At 68.0% G+C, this 19,473-nt stretch carries 18 protein-coding genes; 4 read left to right on the plus strand and 14 right to left on the minus strand.

The features are described from left to right. Positions 1-3: 3 nt before the first annotated feature. Positions 4-1,053, minus strand: a complete 1,050-nt coding sequence (locus tag QHF83_RS13490) for a S66 peptidase family protein (protein WP_282418218.1) — start codon at positions 1,051-1,053, stop codon at positions 4-6. Positions 1,054-1,211: 158 nt separating this feature from the next. Here QHF83_RS13490 and QHF83_RS13495 point away from each other — a divergent pair, with 158 nt between their 5' ends. Then, a complete protein-coding gene (locus QHF83_RS13495) occupies positions 1,212-2,069 on the plus strand; it encodes a PAS domain-containing protein (RefSeq protein ID WP_282418219.1) in 858 nt (285 codons plus the stop codon). A 22-nt stretch (positions 2,070-2,091) separates the two neighbouring features. On the opposite strand, the gene QHF83_RS13500 is transcribed toward QHF83_RS13495, so the two are convergent. From QHF83_RS13500 to QHF83_RS13530, 7 genes are all read right to left on the minus strand, one after another. Continuing rightward, positions 2,092-3,453, minus strand: coding sequence for a sigma-54 dependent transcriptional regulator (locus tag QHF83_RS13500; protein ID WP_348980445.1), 1,362 nt, complete (start codon positions 3,451-3,453; stop codon positions 2,092-2,094). Further along, the gene (locus tag QHF83_RS13505; protein ID WP_282418221.1) at positions 3,435-4,925 is read right to left on the minus strand and encodes an ATP-binding protein; all 1,491 of its coding nucleotides are present in this window, start codon (positions 4,923-4,925) and stop codon (positions 3,435-3,437) included. The genes QHF83_RS13500 and QHF83_RS13505 overlap by 19 nt, the downstream gene beginning before the upstream one ends. 64 nt (positions 4,926-4,989) lie before the next feature. After that, positions 4,990-7,152, minus strand: coding sequence for a lamin tail domain-containing protein (locus QHF83_RS13510; protein ID WP_282418222.1), 2,163 nt, complete (start codon positions 7,150-7,152; stop codon positions 4,990-4,992). A gap of 492 nt (positions 7,153-7,644) precedes the next feature. Next, positions 7,645-8,124, minus strand: coding sequence for a response regulator (locus QHF83_RS13515; protein ID WP_282418223.1), 480 nt, complete (start codon positions 8,122-8,124; stop codon positions 7,645-7,647). Positions 8,125-8,287: 163 nt separating this feature from the next. Further along, complete coding sequence (locus QHF83_RS13520) at positions 8,288-8,977, minus strand: hypothetical protein (protein WP_282418224.1); 690 nt, start codon at positions 8,975-8,977, stop codon at positions 8,288-8,290. A 7-nt stretch (positions 8,978-8,984) separates the two neighbouring features. Next, positions 8,985-9,356, minus strand: a complete 372-nt coding sequence (locus tag QHF83_RS13525) for an NlpC/P60 family protein (RefSeq protein WP_282418225.1) — start codon at positions 9,354-9,356, stop codon at positions 8,985-8,987. Between the two features lie 81 nt (positions 9,357-9,437). Then, a complete protein-coding gene (locus tag QHF83_RS13530; protein WP_282418226.1) occupies positions 9,438-10,541 on the minus strand; it encodes a hypothetical protein in 1,104 nt (367 codons plus the stop codon). 60 nt (positions 10,542-10,601) lie between these two features. Between QHF83_RS13530 and QHF83_RS13535 the strand changes: the two genes are divergently transcribed. Then, a complete protein-coding gene (locus QHF83_RS13535) occupies positions 10,602-11,408 on the plus strand; it encodes a Nif3-like dinuclear metal center hexameric protein (protein WP_282418227.1) in 807 nt (268 codons plus the stop codon). A 388-nt stretch (positions 11,409-11,796) separates the two neighbouring features. Here the strand turns inward: QHF83_RS13535 and QHF83_RS13540 are convergent, their stop codons facing one another. Further along, on the minus strand, positions 11,797-13,401 hold the full coding sequence (locus tag QHF83_RS13540; protein WP_282418228.1) for an NAD(P)/FAD-dependent oxidoreductase: 1,605 nt from the start codon (positions 13,399-13,401) through the stop codon (positions 11,797-11,799). 243 nt (positions 13,402-13,644) lie between these two features. Further along, positions 13,645-14,733, minus strand: a complete 1,089-nt coding sequence (locus QHF83_RS13545) for a peroxidase, FMP-type (protein ID WP_282418229.1) — start codon at positions 14,731-14,733, stop codon at positions 13,645-13,647. 107 nt (positions 14,734-14,840) lie between these two features. Here QHF83_RS13545 and QHF83_RS13550 point away from each other — a divergent pair, with 107 nt between their 5' ends. After that, a complete protein-coding gene (locus tag QHF83_RS13550) occupies positions 14,841-15,263 on the plus strand; it encodes a hypothetical protein (RefSeq protein ID WP_282418230.1) in 423 nt (140 codons plus the stop codon). Between the two features lie 333 nt (positions 15,264-15,596). On the opposite strand, the gene QHF83_RS13555 is transcribed toward QHF83_RS13550, so the two are convergent. From QHF83_RS13555 to QHF83_RS13570, 4 genes are all read right to left on the minus strand, one after another. Further along, entirely contained in the window at positions 15,597-16,274 is a 678-nt protein-coding gene (locus tag QHF83_RS13555; RefSeq protein WP_282418231.1) for a hypothetical protein, read from the minus strand. 99 nt (positions 16,275-16,373) lie between these two features. Further along, entirely contained in the window at positions 16,374-16,694 is a 321-nt protein-coding gene (locus tag QHF83_RS13560; protein ID WP_282418232.1) for a hypothetical protein, read from the minus strand. 11 nt (positions 16,695-16,705) lie between these two features. Continuing rightward, positions 16,706-17,779 (minus strand): endonuclease/exonuclease/phosphatase family protein, encoded by a 1,074-nt coding sequence (locus tag QHF83_RS13565; protein WP_282418233.1) that lies wholly within the window; start codon positions 17,777-17,779, stop codon positions 16,706-16,708. Positions 17,780-17,851: 72 nt separating this feature from the next. Beyond that, entirely contained in the window at positions 17,852-18,292 is a 441-nt protein-coding gene (locus tag QHF83_RS13570) for a PLAT/LH2 domain-containing protein (protein ID WP_282418234.1), read from the minus strand. A gap of 137 nt (positions 18,293-18,429) precedes the next feature. On the opposite strand from QHF83_RS13570, the gene QHF83_RS13575 reads away from it, so the two are divergent. Continuing rightward, complete coding sequence (locus QHF83_RS13575; RefSeq protein ID WP_282418235.1) at positions 18,430-19,467, plus strand: alpha/beta hydrolase; 1,038 nt, start codon at positions 18,430-18,432, stop codon at positions 19,465-19,467. Positions 19,468-19,473 lie beyond the last annotated feature (6 nt).

A 19,473-nucleotide genomic window follows, 5' to 3' on the forward strand; every position in this document is an offset into this window, starting at 1 on the left:
GCATCACCTCGGGGCGCACGCGGGCTCGACGAGCCGTAACGACGGCCCCGCCGGGTCGAGCTCCGCGAGCACGCCGAGAGGCATGACGAGCTGCGGATCCGTGTGGCCGAAATCGACGTTCGTGACGATCGGGATGTCGGTCCGGCCAAATTCACCCGCGACGATCGAGACGATTCGCTCTTCGAGCTCGCGCTTCTGCTCGGGCGTGTAGCCCCGGGCCCGCCCGAAGACGATCCCCGCCACCCGATCGAAGATGCCCTGCATCCCGTAGTTACGCAGGAAATACCCCACGCGCGCCGGAGGCGGCACCTCCTCGGAGGTCTCGAACAGGAGGATACGCCCCGTCCAGAAGGCAGGCTCGGGCCAGAAGGACGTGCCTTTCATCATCTCCAGGACCTCGATGCAGCCGCCGAAGAGCCGCCCCAGGGCCGGGCTCGTGCCCTGGAGCCGGCGAAAGCCGCCCGGATCGTCGCGGAGGGGCTCGACGAGGCCGACATGCGCGGGGTCGTTCCAGTCGGGATAACCTTCGACATACGCGCCATAAGGTCGATAGGTGCAGGCCGGGGCGGCCGAGAAGAGTATTTCACGCAGGTGCGCGGCGCAGGCGGGCGGCAAGGCGCGGAGCTGGGCAAAGCCGGCCATGACCGATGGGCCGTGGAAGGTGACGAGGCCGAGCTGGTTGGCGAATGTGAGCAGTGTGGTGGTATCGGAAAAACCCATCAGGATCTTGGGGTTCGTCCGGAGGATCTCCCCGTCGAGGTAGGGCAGGACGCGGACCGAATCCTCGCCGCCGATGGAGGCGAGGATCGCGGCGATTTCGGGGTCGGCGAAGGCGTGATGGAGGTCGGCCGCGCGGGCCCGAGGGTCGGCCTGGAGGGCCGCCGGGGTCATGCGGGCGGTCTTCATCTCCCGCACGCGGAGGCCGAAGTCCTCGCGCAAGACGGCGAGGCCTCGCTCGAAGACGTGGGGAAACAGAGCCGGCCCGCCCCAGGAGGGCGAAACGACGGCGACGGTATCACCGGGACGCAGGTGTCGGGGGCGAATGGGATCCATTGGTATGTCCTCTCCTTCGTCAATGCTCCGATGCCGACCGAGCTCCATCCTTTCCCGCGAGCCCGGGATGCTCCCGGAGCGCGTCGGTCCCCCCCGCGTCACCGTTTTGTCTTCCAATCTGGACACACGCGTGCGACATGGACGTCGGGTAGAAGACCATGATCCGTTCCGAAGAGACGCTCGATGAGTCCGGGGAGGACCACGCGCTCGTACGCACGCTCGAAGCGAAGGTGCGGGCGCTCGAGGACGAGCTGCGTTTTTTCCGCGCGCTCGCCGACGAGCTGCCGCTGAGCCTTTATCACAAGGACCGCGAAGGGCGCTGCGTCTGGGCCAACGCGGCGCTGCTCGAGAGCGTCGGCACCGGGCTCGAGGGCGCCCTCGGCAAGACGGTGTTCGATTATTACCCGCGCGAGCTCGCGGAAAAATACGACGCCGACGACCGGCGCGTGGTCGAGACGGGCGAGACATGGCAGGGCGTCGAGGAGCATCAGGCGCCCGCCACCGAGGGCTCGCGTTACGTGGAGGTCAAGAAGGTGCCCGTGCGGGACGCGGAAGGCGCGATCTCCGGCTCGATGGGCATCTACTGGGACGTCACGGGCGTGCGCCGCGCCGAGCGCCTGGAGGAGGAACGACGCGCGCAAGCCATCACGTTGCGCGAGCTCGGCGCGCCGCTCTTGCCGCTCGCCGACCGGGTCCTCGCGATGCCCCTCATCGGCCGCATCGACGGCGCGCGCGCCGCCCAGGCGCTCGATTCCCTCCTCCACGGCGTCTCGGAGCGCCAGGCCGCCGTGGTGCTGCTCGACGTGACAGGTGTCACCATGATCGACCACGAGGTGGTGCGCCTGCTCGTCGACGCCGCCGGAGCCGTGCGGCTGCTCGGCGCGCGCGTGGTGCTCACCGGCGTCAAGGCCGCCATGGCGCAGGCCATGATCGAAATGGATGCCCGTCTGGACGGGATCGTCACGCTGTCGACGATGCAGGCAGGCGTCGCATGGGCGCTCGCGCGGCGGGGATGACCCTTCTGCGGGCGGAGTCGCCTCAATCACCGCTGCCGTACCGAGCGAGCTTGCGATAAAGCGTGGCGCGATCGAGCTTCAGGAGCTCCGCCGCGCGCGTCTTGTTGCCGCGCACCGCCTCGAGGACCCGCAGAATGTACCGGCGCTCCACCTCTTCGAGCGGCAGGAGCTCCGCGGGATCGTCCGTGGCAACCACGACGTGCTTGGCCTCGTGGTTGCGAATCTTCTCGGGCAGATCCTCCGCGCCGATCTGCTCGTACGTGGCGAGCGCGACGGCGCGCTCGATGCAATTCGAGAGCTCGCGGACATTGCCCGGCCACGCATAACTCATGAGTTTGTCGGCCGCCGCAGGCGACAGGCCGGTGACGCGCCGCCCGGTCGCTGCGGCGAACTTCTCCACGAACCTCTGCGCCAGGAACAGGATGTCCGTGCCACGCGAGCGCAGCGGCGGCATCTCCACCTGGACGACGTGAATACGGTAATACAGGTCCTCCCGGAATCGGCGGTCCTCCACGGCGGCCTCGAGATCGCGGTTCGTCGCCGACACGATACGCACGTCCACGGCCACCTCGTCATCGCCGCCGACGGGCCGCACGACCCGCTCCTGCAAGACCCGAAGGAGCTTCGGCTGCAGGCCGAGCGGCATGTCGCCGATCTCGTCGAGGAAAAGCGTCCCCCCGTGCGCCTTCTGGAAGAGGCCCGTGCGCGCCACGCGCGCGTCCGTGAAGGCGCCGCGGACGTGGCCGAAGAGCTCGCTCTCGAGCAGCGCCTCGGGCATCGCCGCGCAGTTGATCGCGACGAACGGCCCGCCCCGCCGCGCGCTGCGCCGGTGCAGGGCGCGCGCCGCGAGCTCCTTGCCCGTGCCGCTCTCGCCCGTGATCAGCACCGAGGTGTCGAGATCGGCCACCCGTTCGAGCATGTCGGTCGCCCGCTTCATCGCCGCGCTCGCCCCGACCATCTCCTCGAATTCGCGCGCCTCCGCCGCCGCGTGCCGCAGCCGCTTCACCTCGTCGCGCAGCGCCCGGTGCCGCACGGCCCGCTCCACCGCGATGCGCAGCACTTCGAGCTCGAAGGGTTTGGGGAGAAAATCGTACGCGCCCGCGCGAATGGCCGCGATCGCGGTGTCCAGGCTGCCGAACGCGGTGATGACGATGACGGGCACGTCGGGCCGCGTCCCCACGATCCGCTCACAGAGCGCGAGACCGGTCATGCCCTTCATCTGGAGGTCGGCCACGACCACATCGAAATCCTCGGCCGCGAGCCGTTCGAGCCCCTCCTCGCCGCTCGTGCGGTACGACGTGACGAACCCGCGCTTTTTGAGCCCCGCGTCGAGCAGTGCGCAGACCTCGGGCTCGTCGTCGATGATCAGGACACGCCCGGGGATGCTCGGCCGCACAAGGGCAAATATACGCGAAACCGGCTGCCTTTGCCCACCTCGCTGTCGACACGGATGAACCCCTCGTGCTCGCGCACGATGCCATACGAAACGGAGAGCCCGAGCCCGGTCCCCTCGCCCACGTCCTTGGTCGTGAAGAAAGGTTCGAATATATGGGCCACGATGTCGGGCGACATCCCCTCGCCCTCGTCGCGGACCTCGATGCAGGCATACGTGGCAACGTCCCCGCCGATGTCACCGGGGGGCGCCGCGCGCTCTTCGTGGACCTCCACGCAGAGCTTTCCGCCCGCCTTCATGGCTTGGATGCCATTGACCACGAGATTGGTGAGCGCTTGCTGGATCTGCGCGGGGTCGGCGTCCGCCTCGATGGGCGCTTCGCCCGCCACGACCTCGATCGACACGTTCCGCTTATCCGCGAGCGGCCCGAGCAGCGACACGGTGCGCCGCGTGACGCCGTGGAGGTCGACGCGCGATTTCTCGACGCCGCGTCGGCGCGCGAAATCGAGGAGCTGGCGCACGATGCGGATGATGCGATCGGTCTGCTCGGCGATGATGCGCGCGTCCCTCTCGACCTCGTCGGGGCTCGCCCCGTCCTCGCAGAGCATACGCGCGCGACCCGAGATGACCTGGAGCGGCGCCCCGAGCTCGTGCGCGATGCCCGCCGCCAGCTTGCCCACGGTCGCGAGGCGATCGGCATGGCGGAGCTGCCCGAGCGCGGCGATGCGCGCCTCCGTCTCCCGCGCCGCGCGCGCGTTGGCCTCGGCGAGGCGGTCGCACATGAGGTTCATCTCGTGGGCGAGCTGGCCGATCTCGTCGCGCTGGGACAACGCGAGGCGCGCGGAGAGATCACCCGCGCCGACGCGGCGCGCCTGCGCGATGAGGCTCTGCATCGGCCGGCCGACGAACCATACGCCGAGGCCCGTGGCAATGAGTCCGCACACGAGCGCGACCGCGAGGTTGGCGAGGAACGTGTTGAAGAGGGCCGTCCGCACGTATCGCTTCTCGCCCGCCAAGGACTCCGCGAGCTCGATGGCGCCGAGGGATCCTCCGCCCTCCGCGACGACGGGCACGAACGTGACGAGGTACTCTTCGTGAACGTCGTCGAGGTGTGGGAGCCTGAGCACGAGCTCTTCGCCCCTCGCGACGGAATCGAGCTCGGCGCGGGGCGCAGCGGGGGCGTCGGGGCTCTCCGCGGGCACGTCGAGGGAGACCCAGCGGATGCGCACGTGGTTCTCGCGCTGGTTGGCGAGCTCCACGATGGCGCGGGCCCGCTCGCGCCCGTCGGCGTGGACCACCGCAGCGACGGCCCCGGCGAGGGCGCGGCCATAGGCGTGCGAGTCGTGGCGGATATCCGTCTCGAAGAGCGCGATCAGCCGTCGCACGCGGAAGTAGGCGTGCACGGCGACAACCGCGAATACGCCCAGGATGAGGGCGATGGCGAGCTTGCGGGCGAGCTTCACCGAGGGACCGTACCACGAGCGCGCCCTCGGGATGGCCGACGGGCCCGCCGCGAAACGGGCGTCATCATGGCGTAACCGTGAGCGTCGGAAGCTGGGTCACCTCGAAGAAGAGCCCTGCATTCGAGCCTGCGCCGTTCAGATCACAATAGGTCCACTTCGTCCCGTCGAGGCTCACCCGGTAGGCGTACCGGTACGAGCCCGAAACGGCGGGCGCGAGGAACGAGGCCTTGTATTCGTCGTCGTTGCCGATCTGCGTGTCGTAGGTGGCCGGGAAGAACTGCCAGCCGCTCTGGGTGGTGGGATTGATGCTGGCCGGGCCGAAGCCCACCTCGGCCTTCAACGTAGCGCTCGCCCCGGCGGCCTCGGTCACGCCCGCCTCGTAGACCCGACCGTAAATGACGGGCGTCATCGCCGACGCGGATACCGTCATCGAGGCCGGGGATTGCACATGGCAGGAATCGATCTCGTACGCCTGATCCGATTCGTTGGCCGTGATGTCGCCCGCGCAGGCGCACGCGCTCACCATGCTCGCCGAATTGCGCGGCGCGACCGAGGTCGCCGCGAAGTCGGCCTTGTTGTTGTCGGTGTCGGCGCACGCGCCGGAGAGGCGTTGGATCGATTGCGCGGCGCTCGACGCTCCGGGCGCCGCGCCGCTCCCCTCGACGCAGTTCGCCGTGCTTCCATACCCCACGAAGTCCATGATCTTTGCGCCGCTGGGGCAGCCGCCGCTGAGCGCCGTGGTGGTGTTGACCAGCGCGACCTTGCCGGCCGAGGCGCTCATGTTCGTGGTGCCCGTCGCGTCGGACATCGGCAATGCCGCGCCATTCGCGCCGCCGGCTTGCTGGATCAGGAAATAACCGCCGGGCGCGATGGTGCCGCTCAGGTTCGTCACGAGCCACGTCGTCCCGGCTGCGCTCCCGTATTGCACCGACCAGCCGGCGAGGCTCACCGAGGTGTTGCCGCGGTTGTGGAGCTCGACGAAATCGTTCTTGTACGTGGCGCCGGCGTTTCCGCCTCCGCCATAAATCTGGCTGATCACCACCGTGCTCGCGCAGGGCGCAGAGGACGGCGGCGCGACGGTGCCGAAGCCGACGCTCGACGTGTACACCGCCGCGAGCGCCGTACCGTCGGCGCCCTTGGCCGCCGTGGTGACGCGGACGCGGTACGTCGTGCCATACGAGAGCGCCGGCGACGGGGTCCACGTGGCCACGGCGCCATTGCCCGACATCACGGGCGAGGCAGAGGCGAAGCCGAGGCAGGTGACGAATCCATCGGTCGAGAGCTGGACCGTGCCGGCGCAAGGTCCGACCGTGGTCTGCGCGGTGAGCGACGTCGGATCCATGGCCCCACCGAACGTGACCGCCACCGTGGAGGTCACCGGAATGCCGGTCGCGGCGTCCTCGGGCGACGTGCCGACCACGGCCGGAGGCTCGCAGAGGCCGGCAGCGCAGAGGCCGCTCTTGCAATCCGCCGGCGCGAGACAGCTCTCGCCCACCCCGCAGCCGGAACAACCCGCGCCGCCGCAATCGACATCCGTCTCGGAGCCATTCTTCACGCCGTCGGCGCAGCTCGCCGCCTTGCACACGCCGCTCGCGCAGACGCCGCTCGGACATTGTGCGCCGGTATTGCACTGGACGCACAGGCCGCCGCCGTTGCAGATCTTGCCTCCATCCTGGTTGCACGCCGTGTCGGCGGCGAGCGGCGGATTGGAAGGCGCGCCGGACGTGCAGACGTCGGACGTGCAACCATTGCCGTCGACGGGCACGTCGCCGTCGTCGACCTCGGAAGAAGTCCCGCCGGAGCCGTCGCAGATCGTCTGCACGCAATCGCCGGCCATCTGGGAAGGAAGGGGCGTGCCCGCAGCCGCATACTCGACGCCGCACACCCCCATCGCGCACACGCGGGTCTGGCACGGGGTATCCTGCCCCGGGCAATCGGTGACGGTGAGGCATTCGACGCACGCGCCCTTGCCGTCGCAGATCGATCCGGCGTCGTCGCAGGCCGTGCCCGACGGGACGGGCGGGTTCGCACCGATGCCGCTCGTGCAGATGTCCTTCGTACACGCATTGCCGTCGACCGGCACGTCGCTGTCCTCGTGAACCGGGACCACACTTCCGGCGCCGTCGCATTGCTGCACCACGCAATCGCCCGGCTGCTGCTCGGGCGCGGGCGTGCCGGCCGGCTTGGGCGAGGTGCCGCAGGCGCCGTCGTCGCAAGTGGCTGTCACGCAAGGGTTCGCCGGGGCCGGGCAATCGTCGGGTTTCCGGCAGGACGCCCCCCCGCCCTGGCCGCCGTTTCCCCCTCCGCCGTCGGGGGGCGTCCCCTCCGCACACGCGCCGCCGAGCACAGCGAGCGCTCCCAACAAGATCGCCCTGACAATCCTCTTCTTCATACCCTCGTCTTTCATGGTACCTTCGCGTCGACCTCGATCACGCTTCCGGGCTTTCGCGGCTCCCATCGTAGCGAATCGCCGAGCAGCGTCGAGATTCGCTTCGGCCGCCCACCATCGAGGCGCATGAGGTAGAGCCCGGGCCCTTCGCCGGAGCTGCGCGTCGAAAAGAACGCCAGGATACGGCCATCGGGGCTGCACGCGGGATACCCATTTCGACGCCACGAGATCCGTGTCCTTGCCGCTGCCCACGGCGAACACCACGCGCACGCCCTCCGAATGAAACGGAGTTGCTTTCGCATCGGCGTACCTCCGAAAGGGACAGGGAATTCATCCGGATGTCGGGCCCACGGCGCCCGGGTGCCGGCCGGCGTTGAGCACGACCGTGCGCAGATCGTCGACATCGAAGGGTTTGTCGAACACCGCGAAGGCGCCCGCGGCGCGCGCGCGCGCGTGCGTCGCCGCGTCACCGAACGCCGTGGTCAGCACACAGGGCGTGCGCCACCCGACCTCGCGCAGGGAGGTGAGCACGTCGAGCCCGCTCTTGCCGGGCATGCGGATATCCGAGACGATGACGTCCGGGAGGCTGTCTTCGGGCGCGTCCCGCGAGAGCACGCGCAAACGTTCGAGGAGCTGCGTGCCGCTCTCGAACTCGATCACCGTATGCCCGTCCTTGCGCAGCGCGTGCGCGAGGAGACGACGCACCTCCAGGTCGTCCTCGGCGAGGAAGACGCGCAGCGGCTCGCGGCGCCGCAGGTCTTCTCCGCCGACCGAAACGTCCCACGCCGCGCTCCATGTGCGTTGCGCCATTCCGCTCCGCCCGACTGCAAACGGTGCGCCACATCGATCCCCGCCGAACGTCCGCCGATACGTGACGACGCGACGCGCGCGGGTGCCGTGTTTCGCGGCGCTGTCGCATTCTGCGACGGCGACGCGTTTCGTCAGTCGTTCTCGGGGAAACGAGCGAGCATCCTCACCGCCCCGCGATCCACCCGTCGAACGTCCCCTCGCCGCCCGCGCTCCCGGCATCGACCTTGATCCACAAATTGAGGAATGCCGTCCCCGCCGTCCGCTCGGGGTATTTCCGGTACGTCGCCGGCACCCGCGCCCCGAGCCCGTGGAACGTCACGATCCGCGTGCCCACGGGCGCCGCGTCGAGCGCCGCCTCCACCCGCGCCGTGTCCTCGCGAAAACGATCCTCGGTCAGCGGAATGGCGTCGTCGAGCCGCCTCGCCTCGGGGAAGATGTTCTCCTCGAAAGGATTGCAGAAGTAATAGGCTCGGTACACATCCCAATCGATGTCGTCGAGCGTGCCTCGACGCACCTCGGCCCGGCCCGCGAGCCCGAGCGCGTCGATCACCTCCATCGCGGTCTCGACGAGGGCCGCGCGATGCTCGATGCCATGGAACACCGCGTCGGTCGTGAGGGCGCCCGTGAGGCAGAGCTTGCCCACGCCGGCGCCGACGTCGAGCACGGGGCCGCCTTCCTCGGCGAGGAGGCGGCTCACCTTGCGGGCGACGACGAGCGGCGTCCAGAAGCGTGACGAGACGCGCCGGATGGGCTCGGGGAAGAGCTGATCGAAGGCGCGATCGGAGACGGGGCGCCCCGCGCGGAGATCGCCTATCACCTGGCGGAGATCGGCGTCGAGTTCGGGGCGCGTCATGCAGGGATCAGAAGCCGGTGTAGCGCAGGAACGCGTCCGGCTTCTTGCCGCCGTACGAGCCGTTCCAGTAGCCCTTCTTGTAGTTCGCCTCGGCCACACCCGTCGAGGTCTGCGAGCCGATGAACGTGCCCTGATCCGGATCGAGCACGATACCGATGTGCCCCGGCCAGTGGACGAGGTCACCGGCCTGGGGCTCGGTCACCTTCTGGAAGTAGGGCGAACTCCCGAAGTCGTTCGCCAGCATGTACGGAAACTTCGGGTTCACCGAGGCCCGCAGCACGGCGACGACGAACTGGTTGCACTTCATCTCGGCGTAGGAGATCTCGCGGCCTTGCATCCGCTCGTAGTTCCGGGCCACCTGCGCAATGTCGTATCCCATGGAAGAGTCCTCCCGCTTCGCGAAGAATGGTCCAAGTTTACACGCAGATGGCGCCGATGAAAACCCCCTTTTGGTACGTCCTCAGGGCAAAAGGCCGCGGAGCGCTGCGGCAAGCGCCGGCGCCGCGTCGGGCAAAGGGCCACGACAAGCACGACGCGCAGCGTCGAGGAGGACCTCGGGGCGTGATAACGCGGCGCGCGCGTGCGCTTCGTCGGTGAGCCGGACACCGAGGCCGAGCGCCTCGACGTCGTGGGCGAGGCGCACCGACTCGGGGCTGCCGAGCAGCGGGAAGACGGCGAGCGGCACGCCGGCAATGGCGGCCTCGGCGAGCGTCGAATAACCGGCCTTGGCGAGGACGAGGTCGCAGGCGCCGAAATAACTCTGCGGGTCGGGCGTGATTGCGGGGAAATGGACGAGGGGGCCGCGCGGCCGCGAATCCGGGGCGTGGGAGGGCGCGAGGAGCCGCACGCCGGAGGCCGGCGCGGAGGCCGAGAGGACGTCGTACAGGACGGCGTCGAGGCTGCCGCCGAGGCCGAGGCCGAGGAGAAGGTCGCCGTCGGAGACGCCGAGCTCGCGGCGGATGGCCGCGCGATCCCGGCGCGGGCGTCGGGCGAGGACGCCGTCCGTATCCTGAATGGCGGAGAGGCCCGCGAGGGGCATGGCGCCGAGGCGGAGGCGATACCCGAGGCACGCGCGGGCGTACGCATCGGCGAGGATGTCGTCGACGTCGGCGCCGAATCGGCCGGCATACATGTCGAGCCACGTGAAGTTCGAGCAAACGACGGCGGGAATGCCTGCGCGTTCGGCGGCGAGGAGCGCGGCGGCGGGGGCGTCGGCGACCACGAGCGCGGCGCCGAGGGACACGAGGCGCTCGGCCTCGGCCGCGACGAGGCGGGGGAGCTCGGCGCGCCACGCGGCGAGGGCCTCGCGGGAGCGGTCGAGGTCGAAGTCGAGGGCGCCCGCGCGCGGGGCGAGGCCGGGATCCAGCGAGGCCGCGGCGAGGTCGACGGGCGCGGCGAGGAAGGGCAAGGCGGCGCGGATCATGGGCGCGGCGGCGCCGGCGCAGAGCGTGACGGGGACGCGGTCCTCGGCGAGGCGGGCCGCGAGCGCGAGCATGCGGGCGGCGTGGCCGAAGCCGTGATCGGAGGCGTAGACGACGATACGCGCAGGGTGCGCCGCAGGCATGGCCCTCTGGTAGCGCAAAAGGGCGCGGCGTGGGCGGGCTTTGTGATAAGAGCGGAGATCATGCGCCTGTCCGACGTGCTCGCCGTGTTCGAATCGATCGCTCCGCTCCGGCTCGCCGAGGGCTGGGACAACGTGGGCCTGCTCGTGGGCGACCCGGCGGCGGAGATTCGCGCGGCGCTGCTCTGCATCGATTACACGCCCGGCGTGGCGGCCGAGGCGCGCGAGAAGGGCGTGGATCTCGTGTATTCGTACCACCCGCCGATCTTCGAGGCGATGAAGCGGGTGGTTTCGCCGGGGCCGATCTTCGAGGCGATCCGGGACGGGATCGCCATTTACTCGCCGCACACGGCGCTCGACGTGGCCGAGGGCGGGACGAACGATTTCCTGGCCGACCTCCTCGGCCTCGGCCGCGGTCTGCCCGCGCGCCGTCCGATGCGCGCGCCGGGCGCGAAATTCGGTCCGGCGCCGGAAGGAGAATCGCTCGGGCTCGGGCGCATCGGCGCGCTGGAAGCGGAGGCGTCGCGGGAGGAGCTGTTCGAGCGAATCAAGCGAGGTCTCGGGATCGAGGCGCTGCTCGTGGCAGGTCCGACGACAGGAATGGTGCGCACGGTGGCAGCGAGCGCGGGGGCGGCGGGGGCGATGGTGGAGGACGCGCTCGGTCAGGGGGCAGAGCTCTACCTGACGGGCGAGATGAGGCACCACGACGCGCTGCGAGCAGCGAAGCTCGGCATGACGGTGGTGTGCGCGCTGCACTCGAACAGCGAGCGAGCCGTCCTGCCGCGCATCCGGGAGCGAATCGCCGGGTCGCTGCCGGGCCTCTCGGTGTTCGTGAGCGGGGCGGACCGGGATCCGTTCGTGGTGAGGTAACCAAACTCACGCCCCGACCCGTCTCGCGCCGATATCGGAAGGTCGAACCGCCGGACGACCCTTCCTCGCCGGAACAACGGTTCCGTTTTTTGTCGCCCGACCCTTCCTTCCCAAAAAACGGAAGGCTCAGCGGCGTCACGACCCTTCCTTTCCGGACCGCGCCTCCCCTCGGCGCGCCGCGGACCGGTCTGGCGCCGGTTCGGCCTCCCTTTTTTTCGCAGGCGACCCTCCGGCGGCGGATTTGGCAAAGGCCTTCCGCACAAAAGACGGGTCGCGAGGCGATTCAGGGAACCGTTGTTTCGTCGAGGAAGGGTCGAACGCGGGATCGGGAGTCCGATATCGGGCGAAGACGGGTCGAAACGCTTCTCGAGTCCCCTGCCCCCCGTCCTCAGCCAGCCTTTTCAGGGGCGGCGGGAAGAGGCGGAATGCCGAGCTTGCCAAGCACGATGTCGGCGGTCTGCAAGGCGCCCTCCACCCATCCCTGGGCATCGGAATAAGCCTCGCCGCAGATGTACACCGGCGCGTCGCCGACCGGCTGGGTGATCCGATCGCGCACATCCGCGCTCTTCACCCCGACGTTCCAGCTGTTCCAGCCGCCGCCATAAGGATCGTCGCCCCAGTCCATGTACGCCGCCTCCTGGACCTCTGGCGTGTACGAAAGTCCGTGCACCACGGCGAGCTGGCGCTCGATCTCCTTCACCATGCCCTCGGGCGCCGCGTGCGCCTTCCACTCGGGCTCCATATCGTCGCCGCGCCCCGCGCTCTCGCGTACCCCCTTGAACTTTTTCTTCTCCGGCACGAGCTTCGCGAGCTTCTGCCAGCCGCGGCCGCGCTTGTCGCGGAAGCTATCCCAGAAGCCAATGTTGTTTCCGTCGTCGTAGCTCGCCAGGAGCATCGCCGGGCCCTGCTCGACCGCCTTGCCTTCGCGGGTCGGCCAGTAATACGTCTGCCGCACCGGCAGATCGGTCGTCGTGCGGCCCGTTTGCACGCCGGCGGGCCGCCACCACGGGTACTGGTACGTGGTGAAGAGCTTGAAGAGCGGTTGCGGGGTGACGGAGCGGATCAGCTTGTCCACCGATTCCCTCCGCAAAAACTCGCTCCCCTCCGCGAGCAGCTCCAAGGACCGGCGCGGCATGGCCAGAATCAACGCTTTCGCGGTGATCGGCGGGCGGTCGCTGAATTCCACCTGCACGCTCCCGTCCGTCACCTCGAAGCCTTTGACCCGCGCCCCGAGCTGGATCGTGCCGCCCGCCGCCTTGAACCGCTCGGCGAGGGTCAAAGGCACCTGCTGGAAGCCTTGCTTGAACCCCTCGTAATGGGGCGTGATGCCGAAATCCGTCAGATACCAGGGAATCGCGTCCGCCGCGTTCCAGTTGTTGATCGTCGACTGGTATCCGCCGGCGGCGAGGGCAAGCTGATAAGCCTCCCCGCTCATCACGCGGGCGAGCACCTCCCAGAACCCCTGCTCGTGGAGCGGCTTGCCGTCGAAGGTGGCCCGGCGGGCCATCTCGTGGCGCTGCTCGTCGTTCAGATCCGGATTCGTGATTCCAGGCACGATTTGTTCGATCGCGCTGACCACGATGGCCCCGGCGGTCTTCCCGTGCTCCTGAAAACGCAGGCGGTAGGGCACCTTGGCCGGCTCGACCTCGAAGTCGTCGAGCCGCAGGTGGGTGCCGCGAAGGTAAGCGATGTTCGCGGGGGCGTCGACGGGGAAGTCATAGGTCTCGATCTTCTGCTCGGCGTCCTTGTTGAGCTCGTAGAGGAGGTTGACGATGCGCTTCTGCACCGAGGGCAGGATACGCATGCCCCCGAGCTCGGCCTTGGCAAGGCCGGGGGCTCCGGGCGGGGTTACCGAGAGGAGGCGGCCGCCAATGCGATGGCTCGCCTCGAGCACCACCACGCGCTTCTGTTTCTCGGTCGCGAGTCGCCATGCGGCATACACGCCGGAGACGCCTCCTCCCACGATGGCCACGTCGAAGATGGAATCACTCATGCCACTGTCCTTTCTCGATGTTACGCTGTACGGCGGGTTCAGGAGACGAACTGGGGTCCGTGCCGCCTCGGGCCAGACGTGTCGCTCGGGTCGCGCCCTCACCGCGGCTGCCGAGGACTGCGGCGGCGTCGGGGCGATGTGGACATCGAACACGGGCGATCGACGGAAGCCTCCGGCGCACGACGATTGTCGCACGATTCGCGGAACGCGGGCGGACGCGGCCGACACGTCCCGCCCGTGGGCTCAGGCTTTTTTGCGCAAGGTGTTGATCTGAATGTGGGGCCAACGGGTGGTCTTGCCGCTCGAGCCGAACATGAACTCGAAAAACGTGATTTGTTCATATTGCAGCTGGAGAATTTCCTTACCGTCTTCGACCACGGTTTCGATCCACAGACGCAGCTTCATGTCGGCGGCGCGGGCGAAACGTTGGATGAACGGAGTATTCAAGATCCCGCCTTGGGGGCCGCCGTCATGGTTGGTGGAGAGCTCGATCAAGGTGTAGCCCTTGATGTTTTGGTCTTTGATCGCGTCGCGCAGGCGCAGGTCCGGGCGGGCCGAGTACGGGTAGTGGCTGTCCGCCAGAATCCGCTGGATGTAGGTGCGATTGCCGTCGGGGTCGATCACCGGCAGCGATTTGTCATGCACCCAGTCCGGTGCCGGTCTGTCGAGGTTGATCGGATCTTTCTCGGATACGCCCATGCTGGACGACATCGAGAGAAACGGGATTTGCCACGCGGCGAGGCCGCTGGGGAATTCGGGTTTACCGTTGTCCACGACTTGAAAGCCCCCGGTGAGCAAAATCGAGCTGCCGTGCGGAATCGTGCCGCTACGTGCGATGGAGTAGGGCGGCACGAAATTGGGGCCGTTCGCGCCCGCGCCGATCGAAATGCCGGGATAGCCGTTGTCTTCCAGCACGGATTGTTCGTCCGCCGGATGGTTGTACATTTGATTCAGCCACAAATACATCCCGTCTTCTTCGTGGATGCCGACCCCGTCCCTGACCCGCTGGATGCTTTGGTTGTATTTGACCGCGCCGACGAATTGTTCATTGGTCCCGCCGCGATTACGCACGCCGCCGTCCACCAAGGTAAAGGTGAGCTCTTCCGTATAGTCTTCGCATAGGAAGTGGAAGATGCCGAAAATGGTCTCCGTGTTGGTGCCGGGAGAGGGCATGCAGGTGGTGTGGAGTCCCCAGCCGATGTTGCTCTTGGTCGGGTTGTCGTTGACCCAAGTGCCTTCGAGTTGCGCCAACACGCCGTAGTTGGCCGGCTCGCGCAGAACCGCATCGGTGTAAGTGGGATAGGGGGGCTGGGGGGTCGTGGGAATCGACATGGGTTGACCTCATTACTTTCGAATGAACCAGCGACAGTAAGCGACAGTACGCGAGCGAAGCGAGGCATGTCAAGTCGACTGGGGTTCGGAACAACGTTTGAGGCGCCGTGCCGGCCTCCCCCGCCAACGCACCCAACACGGCCGAAGATGCAGAACCCGCTTCGAGCACCAAGTCGAAAGAGCTTGACTTTGATCGTTACATGCGTCTCGCCGATGCGGCGCGCGCTGCGGGCTCTAACGAGATGGCGCTGCGGGCGTACCCGCACGCCCTGCGGGTTCGGCCGGGCGAACCCACGGCGCTTGGCCGGCTCGGGCTTTCCGCGGCAGCGGCCGGCGATTGGGTGATGGCCACGCGCTACCTCTTCGAGGCAATGTTGGACGATGGCGGCGCAACCCCGGAGGAGGCGCAGATATTCTCGAGCACCTTCACGCGTGCTCGAGGCGAGGTCGCCAAGGTCAACGTGACGGCTGACACGCTCGGCGCCTCCGTATGGCTCGACGGGAACGAGCCGCCGATCCCGAAAGGCTGAACCGCCCGCCGCGCCGGGGCTCTGCCCCGGGCCCCGCGGGGGCTATCCGCCCCTCGACCCGGACCAGCGCAAGCGCTGGACCTTTAGGGGAAGAACTGCGCGATGCGCAGTTCTTCCCACAGGCCGGTGCCAAGACCAGGGACGGTGTTGCCGGCCACGGCGACCTCAGTTGGCAGGATCACAACTTGTCTTGCCTCGACCTGTTCGATGAACTGCGCATCGCGCAGTTCATCGACCCCGGGTCCAGCGCTTGCGCTGGTCCGGGTCCAGGGGTGGACAACCCCTGGTCGGGCCCGGGGTGAAACCCCGGCGCTACGGCTGCCCGATGGGGCCTCAGGGCTGCTTGGGCCAGGCGCGGACGAAGGTCGAGAAGAATGGCAATGCGTGGGCGGAGGGGTGGGGGTCGACCTGGGTGTCGACGCCGCTCCGCGTGCTGGAGAAATCTCCTTCCCACACGATGGCGCCCGAGGTTGTATCGACGATCGACACCTTCCCTGAAAGCGTGGATTCGACGGCGTTGCCGCCCATGCTCCCGGCGCCGTGGACGGTTTGCTCGTAATGCAGGCGCGCCAGGACGAAGTATCGCGCGTCGAGGGAGGCCTTGAGCTCGGCGAGCCGGCTCGGGTCGGTGCCTCCTTCCTCGTAGACACGCAGGTACTTGGACTCTTCTTGGAGTGCACCCTGGAGGGCTTGATCGTGCTCGGCGTTGCTGACGATCGGGATGTCTTGTCGGTTCTGCCGGGTCGCGCGAATGAACTGCGCGACCACCAGCGAGCGCTCCCTGGGGCCCACGTGGGTGGTGTCGAACTTCACGGGCATGATCGCGATCCTGCCCGTGACGAGCTCCTTGGAGGTGAATGCGGGATCCACGCGGAGGTTCGTGGGCTGCCAGGCGCAGCCTGCGACGACGCCGAGCCCGAGCATGGGCATCGCGGCGATGAGCAACGTGGAGGCCGCGCGCTTGATGCGACCAAGGTATTTCGATGACTGCGAGGAGTGCATATCGTTCACGGAAACCCTCGCTCTCTGGATCGAGCGTCCGAATCGTGTGTGTTCGTGCCAAACAACACTAACCGGAATGACAGGATGATGTCAAGCGGAGGTGATGGGTCACGCGATCGGCGTGTCGTCTTCGCGCACCAACCATTCATCTCGTAGCGATTGCTCCTGAACGAGCCGATCGGCTATCGCCTCGAGCGTGGGTCGGTCCGCGACGTCGACGATGAGGTCCGGACCCACCGTGAAGACAGGAGCCGAGCGCTCCTCGTGCAGCTCTTTTCGTAGCTGCTCGACGAACGCGAAGGTCCACACGTTCAAGGCGTACTCTCGGCCGTCGTGGAGCCGGATCATCATGTTGAAGAAATCGGGCACCTCGTCCGGCGGCTCCCATTCCTCGAATTCGAGCCACAAGGATGCGATTTGGGGGGTCATGGCCTCACCTCTCAACGGTCTCTGCTGGGCGCGTGGCGAAACGAAAGCGTCGCGACGACCGGACGGTGATCGCTGCCGCCGTCGCCTGGACCGAGCCGCGCGTCGATCGTTTCGAGTGCGTTCGAGTGAAAGATGTAATCGATTCGCACGAGCCAGGTCGGCACGGGCACGCCGAGGAGGACCGGGCGTGAGCCGCCGCGCTCGGGCGTGGGTTCGCCCGGGAACGTGTGCCCGAAGCCCCACCCCGCGTCGCGAAAGGCGTCGCGCATCACGCGGGTGACGATCGCATGCGCCGCGTTCTGATCGGTCGCGTTCAGATCACCCGCGAAGATCAAGGGGCCCACGTGCGCGGCCGCGAAGTCGGAGAGGGCCCGCGCTTGTTCGTCGCGCGCGCGCGCATTCGCGGGCCCGGCGACGGTGTGGAAGTTGACGAAGGTCACGTGTTCTGTCCCGATATCGAGCTCCACGACCATCGGTGTACCTATCCACGCGATACGATCGAGGGGGCTCGCATCGACTTTGCGGAGCGGATGGCGGCTCAGAAGGCCGCTGCCCGTCACGCCGGGTCTCGCATCGAGCAGGCGGTAGGGATACCTTTCGGAGAGCGCTTGCTCCAGCGCGGCCGCATGCTCGGGGGTCACCTCCTGCAGGGCCACGATGTCGGCATCCACCTCGCGGATCACGCGTATCGTCGCGGCCGTGTTCGGATTGAAGCCGAGGGTATTGTAACTCATGACGCGGAGCGCGTTCTCGGTTGCCTGCGCGGTTCCACCGCGCGGCACGAAAAGACCGCCCCAGAGCCACGCGAAGAGGAGCGCCGAAAGGCCGACGATGGCATACCCCTCACGCCGGCGACGAAGCGCGACCGCCAGCAGAATCACGGGCGCTGGCAAGAACGCGTAAAGAAGCAACGCGTTCGCCGCGAAGGACCACCAGGTCCGATCCCCGAGCCCGTAACGCGTGATCAGCACGGCGACGAGGACCAGGCCGTAGGACCAAACGAGGGCGTCGAGGAATCGGTCGCGCCAGGACCGACGGTCGCTCGAACGAGGAGCTTCCTGGGTCGGTGTGTCGGCCGGGGGCATATCGGGAGGTTTAGCACTCGGAGACGAGAGGAACGAGCCGTTCCCGTGGCCAGCCGAGGGCCGAGACGCGCGTCATCTGCAGTAACGCTGGCCGACCCTGCACATCACCGTCGCGGGATACGCCGAGTCCGTGTCGATCCAGGAGCCGTACCTCCACAACCAGCTCCGGCCGGTGTCGAGGTTTCTCAGCCTGATCGATTCCATGCACCAGCCGTCGGTGCCGCTCAGGTTGATGCGCAGCCACCGGAGGACCCCGATGTTCGACGCCGACACCTGATACGTATCCACCTGATTGCGCCGGAAGTCGTTCCTCTCGGGCGATGCAGGCCGAAAACCCTGGACCCTCCCCCGATCACCGACGATGTCGATCAGCACATCCGAGTCGGTGCCGGCATCCTCGCGATCGCAGGTCCGGGTCTCGATCTCGTAGAGATCGGCAAACGCCGGAAGCGAAAAGAGGAAGCAGACGGCGAAGGTGGGAAGCATCTGTTTCGCAATGATTCCATTTCTCATGACGGCGCCCCCTTTTTCACGATGATCACCCTTCGCGAGCATCCGCTCGCGTGCCTCGGGTTGCAGCAATGCCTGGGCCACTTCGGCGCGTGCCGTGGGTGCGGCGCGCCCGCTTTTCGGTCATCCTGACGCGCGTCATGCCGCGGAGACCCCAGGACCCGGTTCCCCCGTTCCCCTACGAGGAGCGCGACGTCTCCTACGAGGGAGCCTCTCCCGAAATCACACTCGCCGGCACCCTGACGCTGCCGCGGGGTGTGCCAAAGGCGCCGGCCGTGCTCTTCGTGACGGGCTCAGGACCGCAGGATCGGAATGAAGAAGTCGCGGACCATCGCCCTTTCCTCGTTCTCGCGGATCACCTGACCCGGCGCGGATTCGCCACGCTGCGCGTGGACGATCGGGGCGTGGGCGGCTCCACGGGAGACGATACCCGAGCGACCCAGGAGGATCTCGCGCGGGACGTGGCCCGGGGCCTTGCATTCCTGCGGCAATACGAAGCGGTCGATCCGAGACGGACCGGGCTCCTCGGGCACAGCGAGGGCGCCCTCGTGGCGGCGATGGCGGCGGCGCATGACCCGGAGCTCGCGTTCCTCGTCATGCTGGCCGGACCCGGTTTGCCCGGGATCGATGCAATCCACCTGCAGAGCGCGCTCCTCGCCCGGAGCCGCGGCGCAGACGAAGGCGCCGTCCTGCGCGAACGCCGCATGAACGAGCGTGTCTTCGCAGCCGTGCTCGCCGCGCCGGACCCGGGCGCGGCCTTCGACATGGGAAAACGTGTCCTCCTCGAAGAGCTCGCGGCGCTGCCCGAGGGCGAGCGCCCGGCGGACGAAGAAATGGAGCGAACCGCCGAAACCATGGCCACCATCGTGAGTGCTCCCTCGTTCACGAGTTTCCTGCGCTCCGATCCGGAGCCATTCCTGCGCGCCGTCCGCTGCCCCGTGCTCGCCCTCGGGGGCTCTCTGGATCTCCAGGCGCCGGCGCGCGAGCACCTCGCGGGCATCGCGGCCGCGATCGAGGCCGGAGGCAATCCACGCGCAGAGGTGATCGAGCTGCCGGGGCTCAATCATCTATTTCAGACCGCGGTCACGGGGGCCATCGAGGAATACGAGCAGATCGAGGAGACCTTCGCGCCGGCGGCCCTGCAACGGATCGCCGCGTGGCTCTCGGCATGGGAATGAACGTCT

Source organism: Polyangium sp. 15x6 (assembly GCF_029960785.1).
In the GTDB taxonomy this organism is placed as follows: Bacteria; Myxococcota_A; Polyangia; order Polyangiales; family Polyangiaceae; genus Polyangium.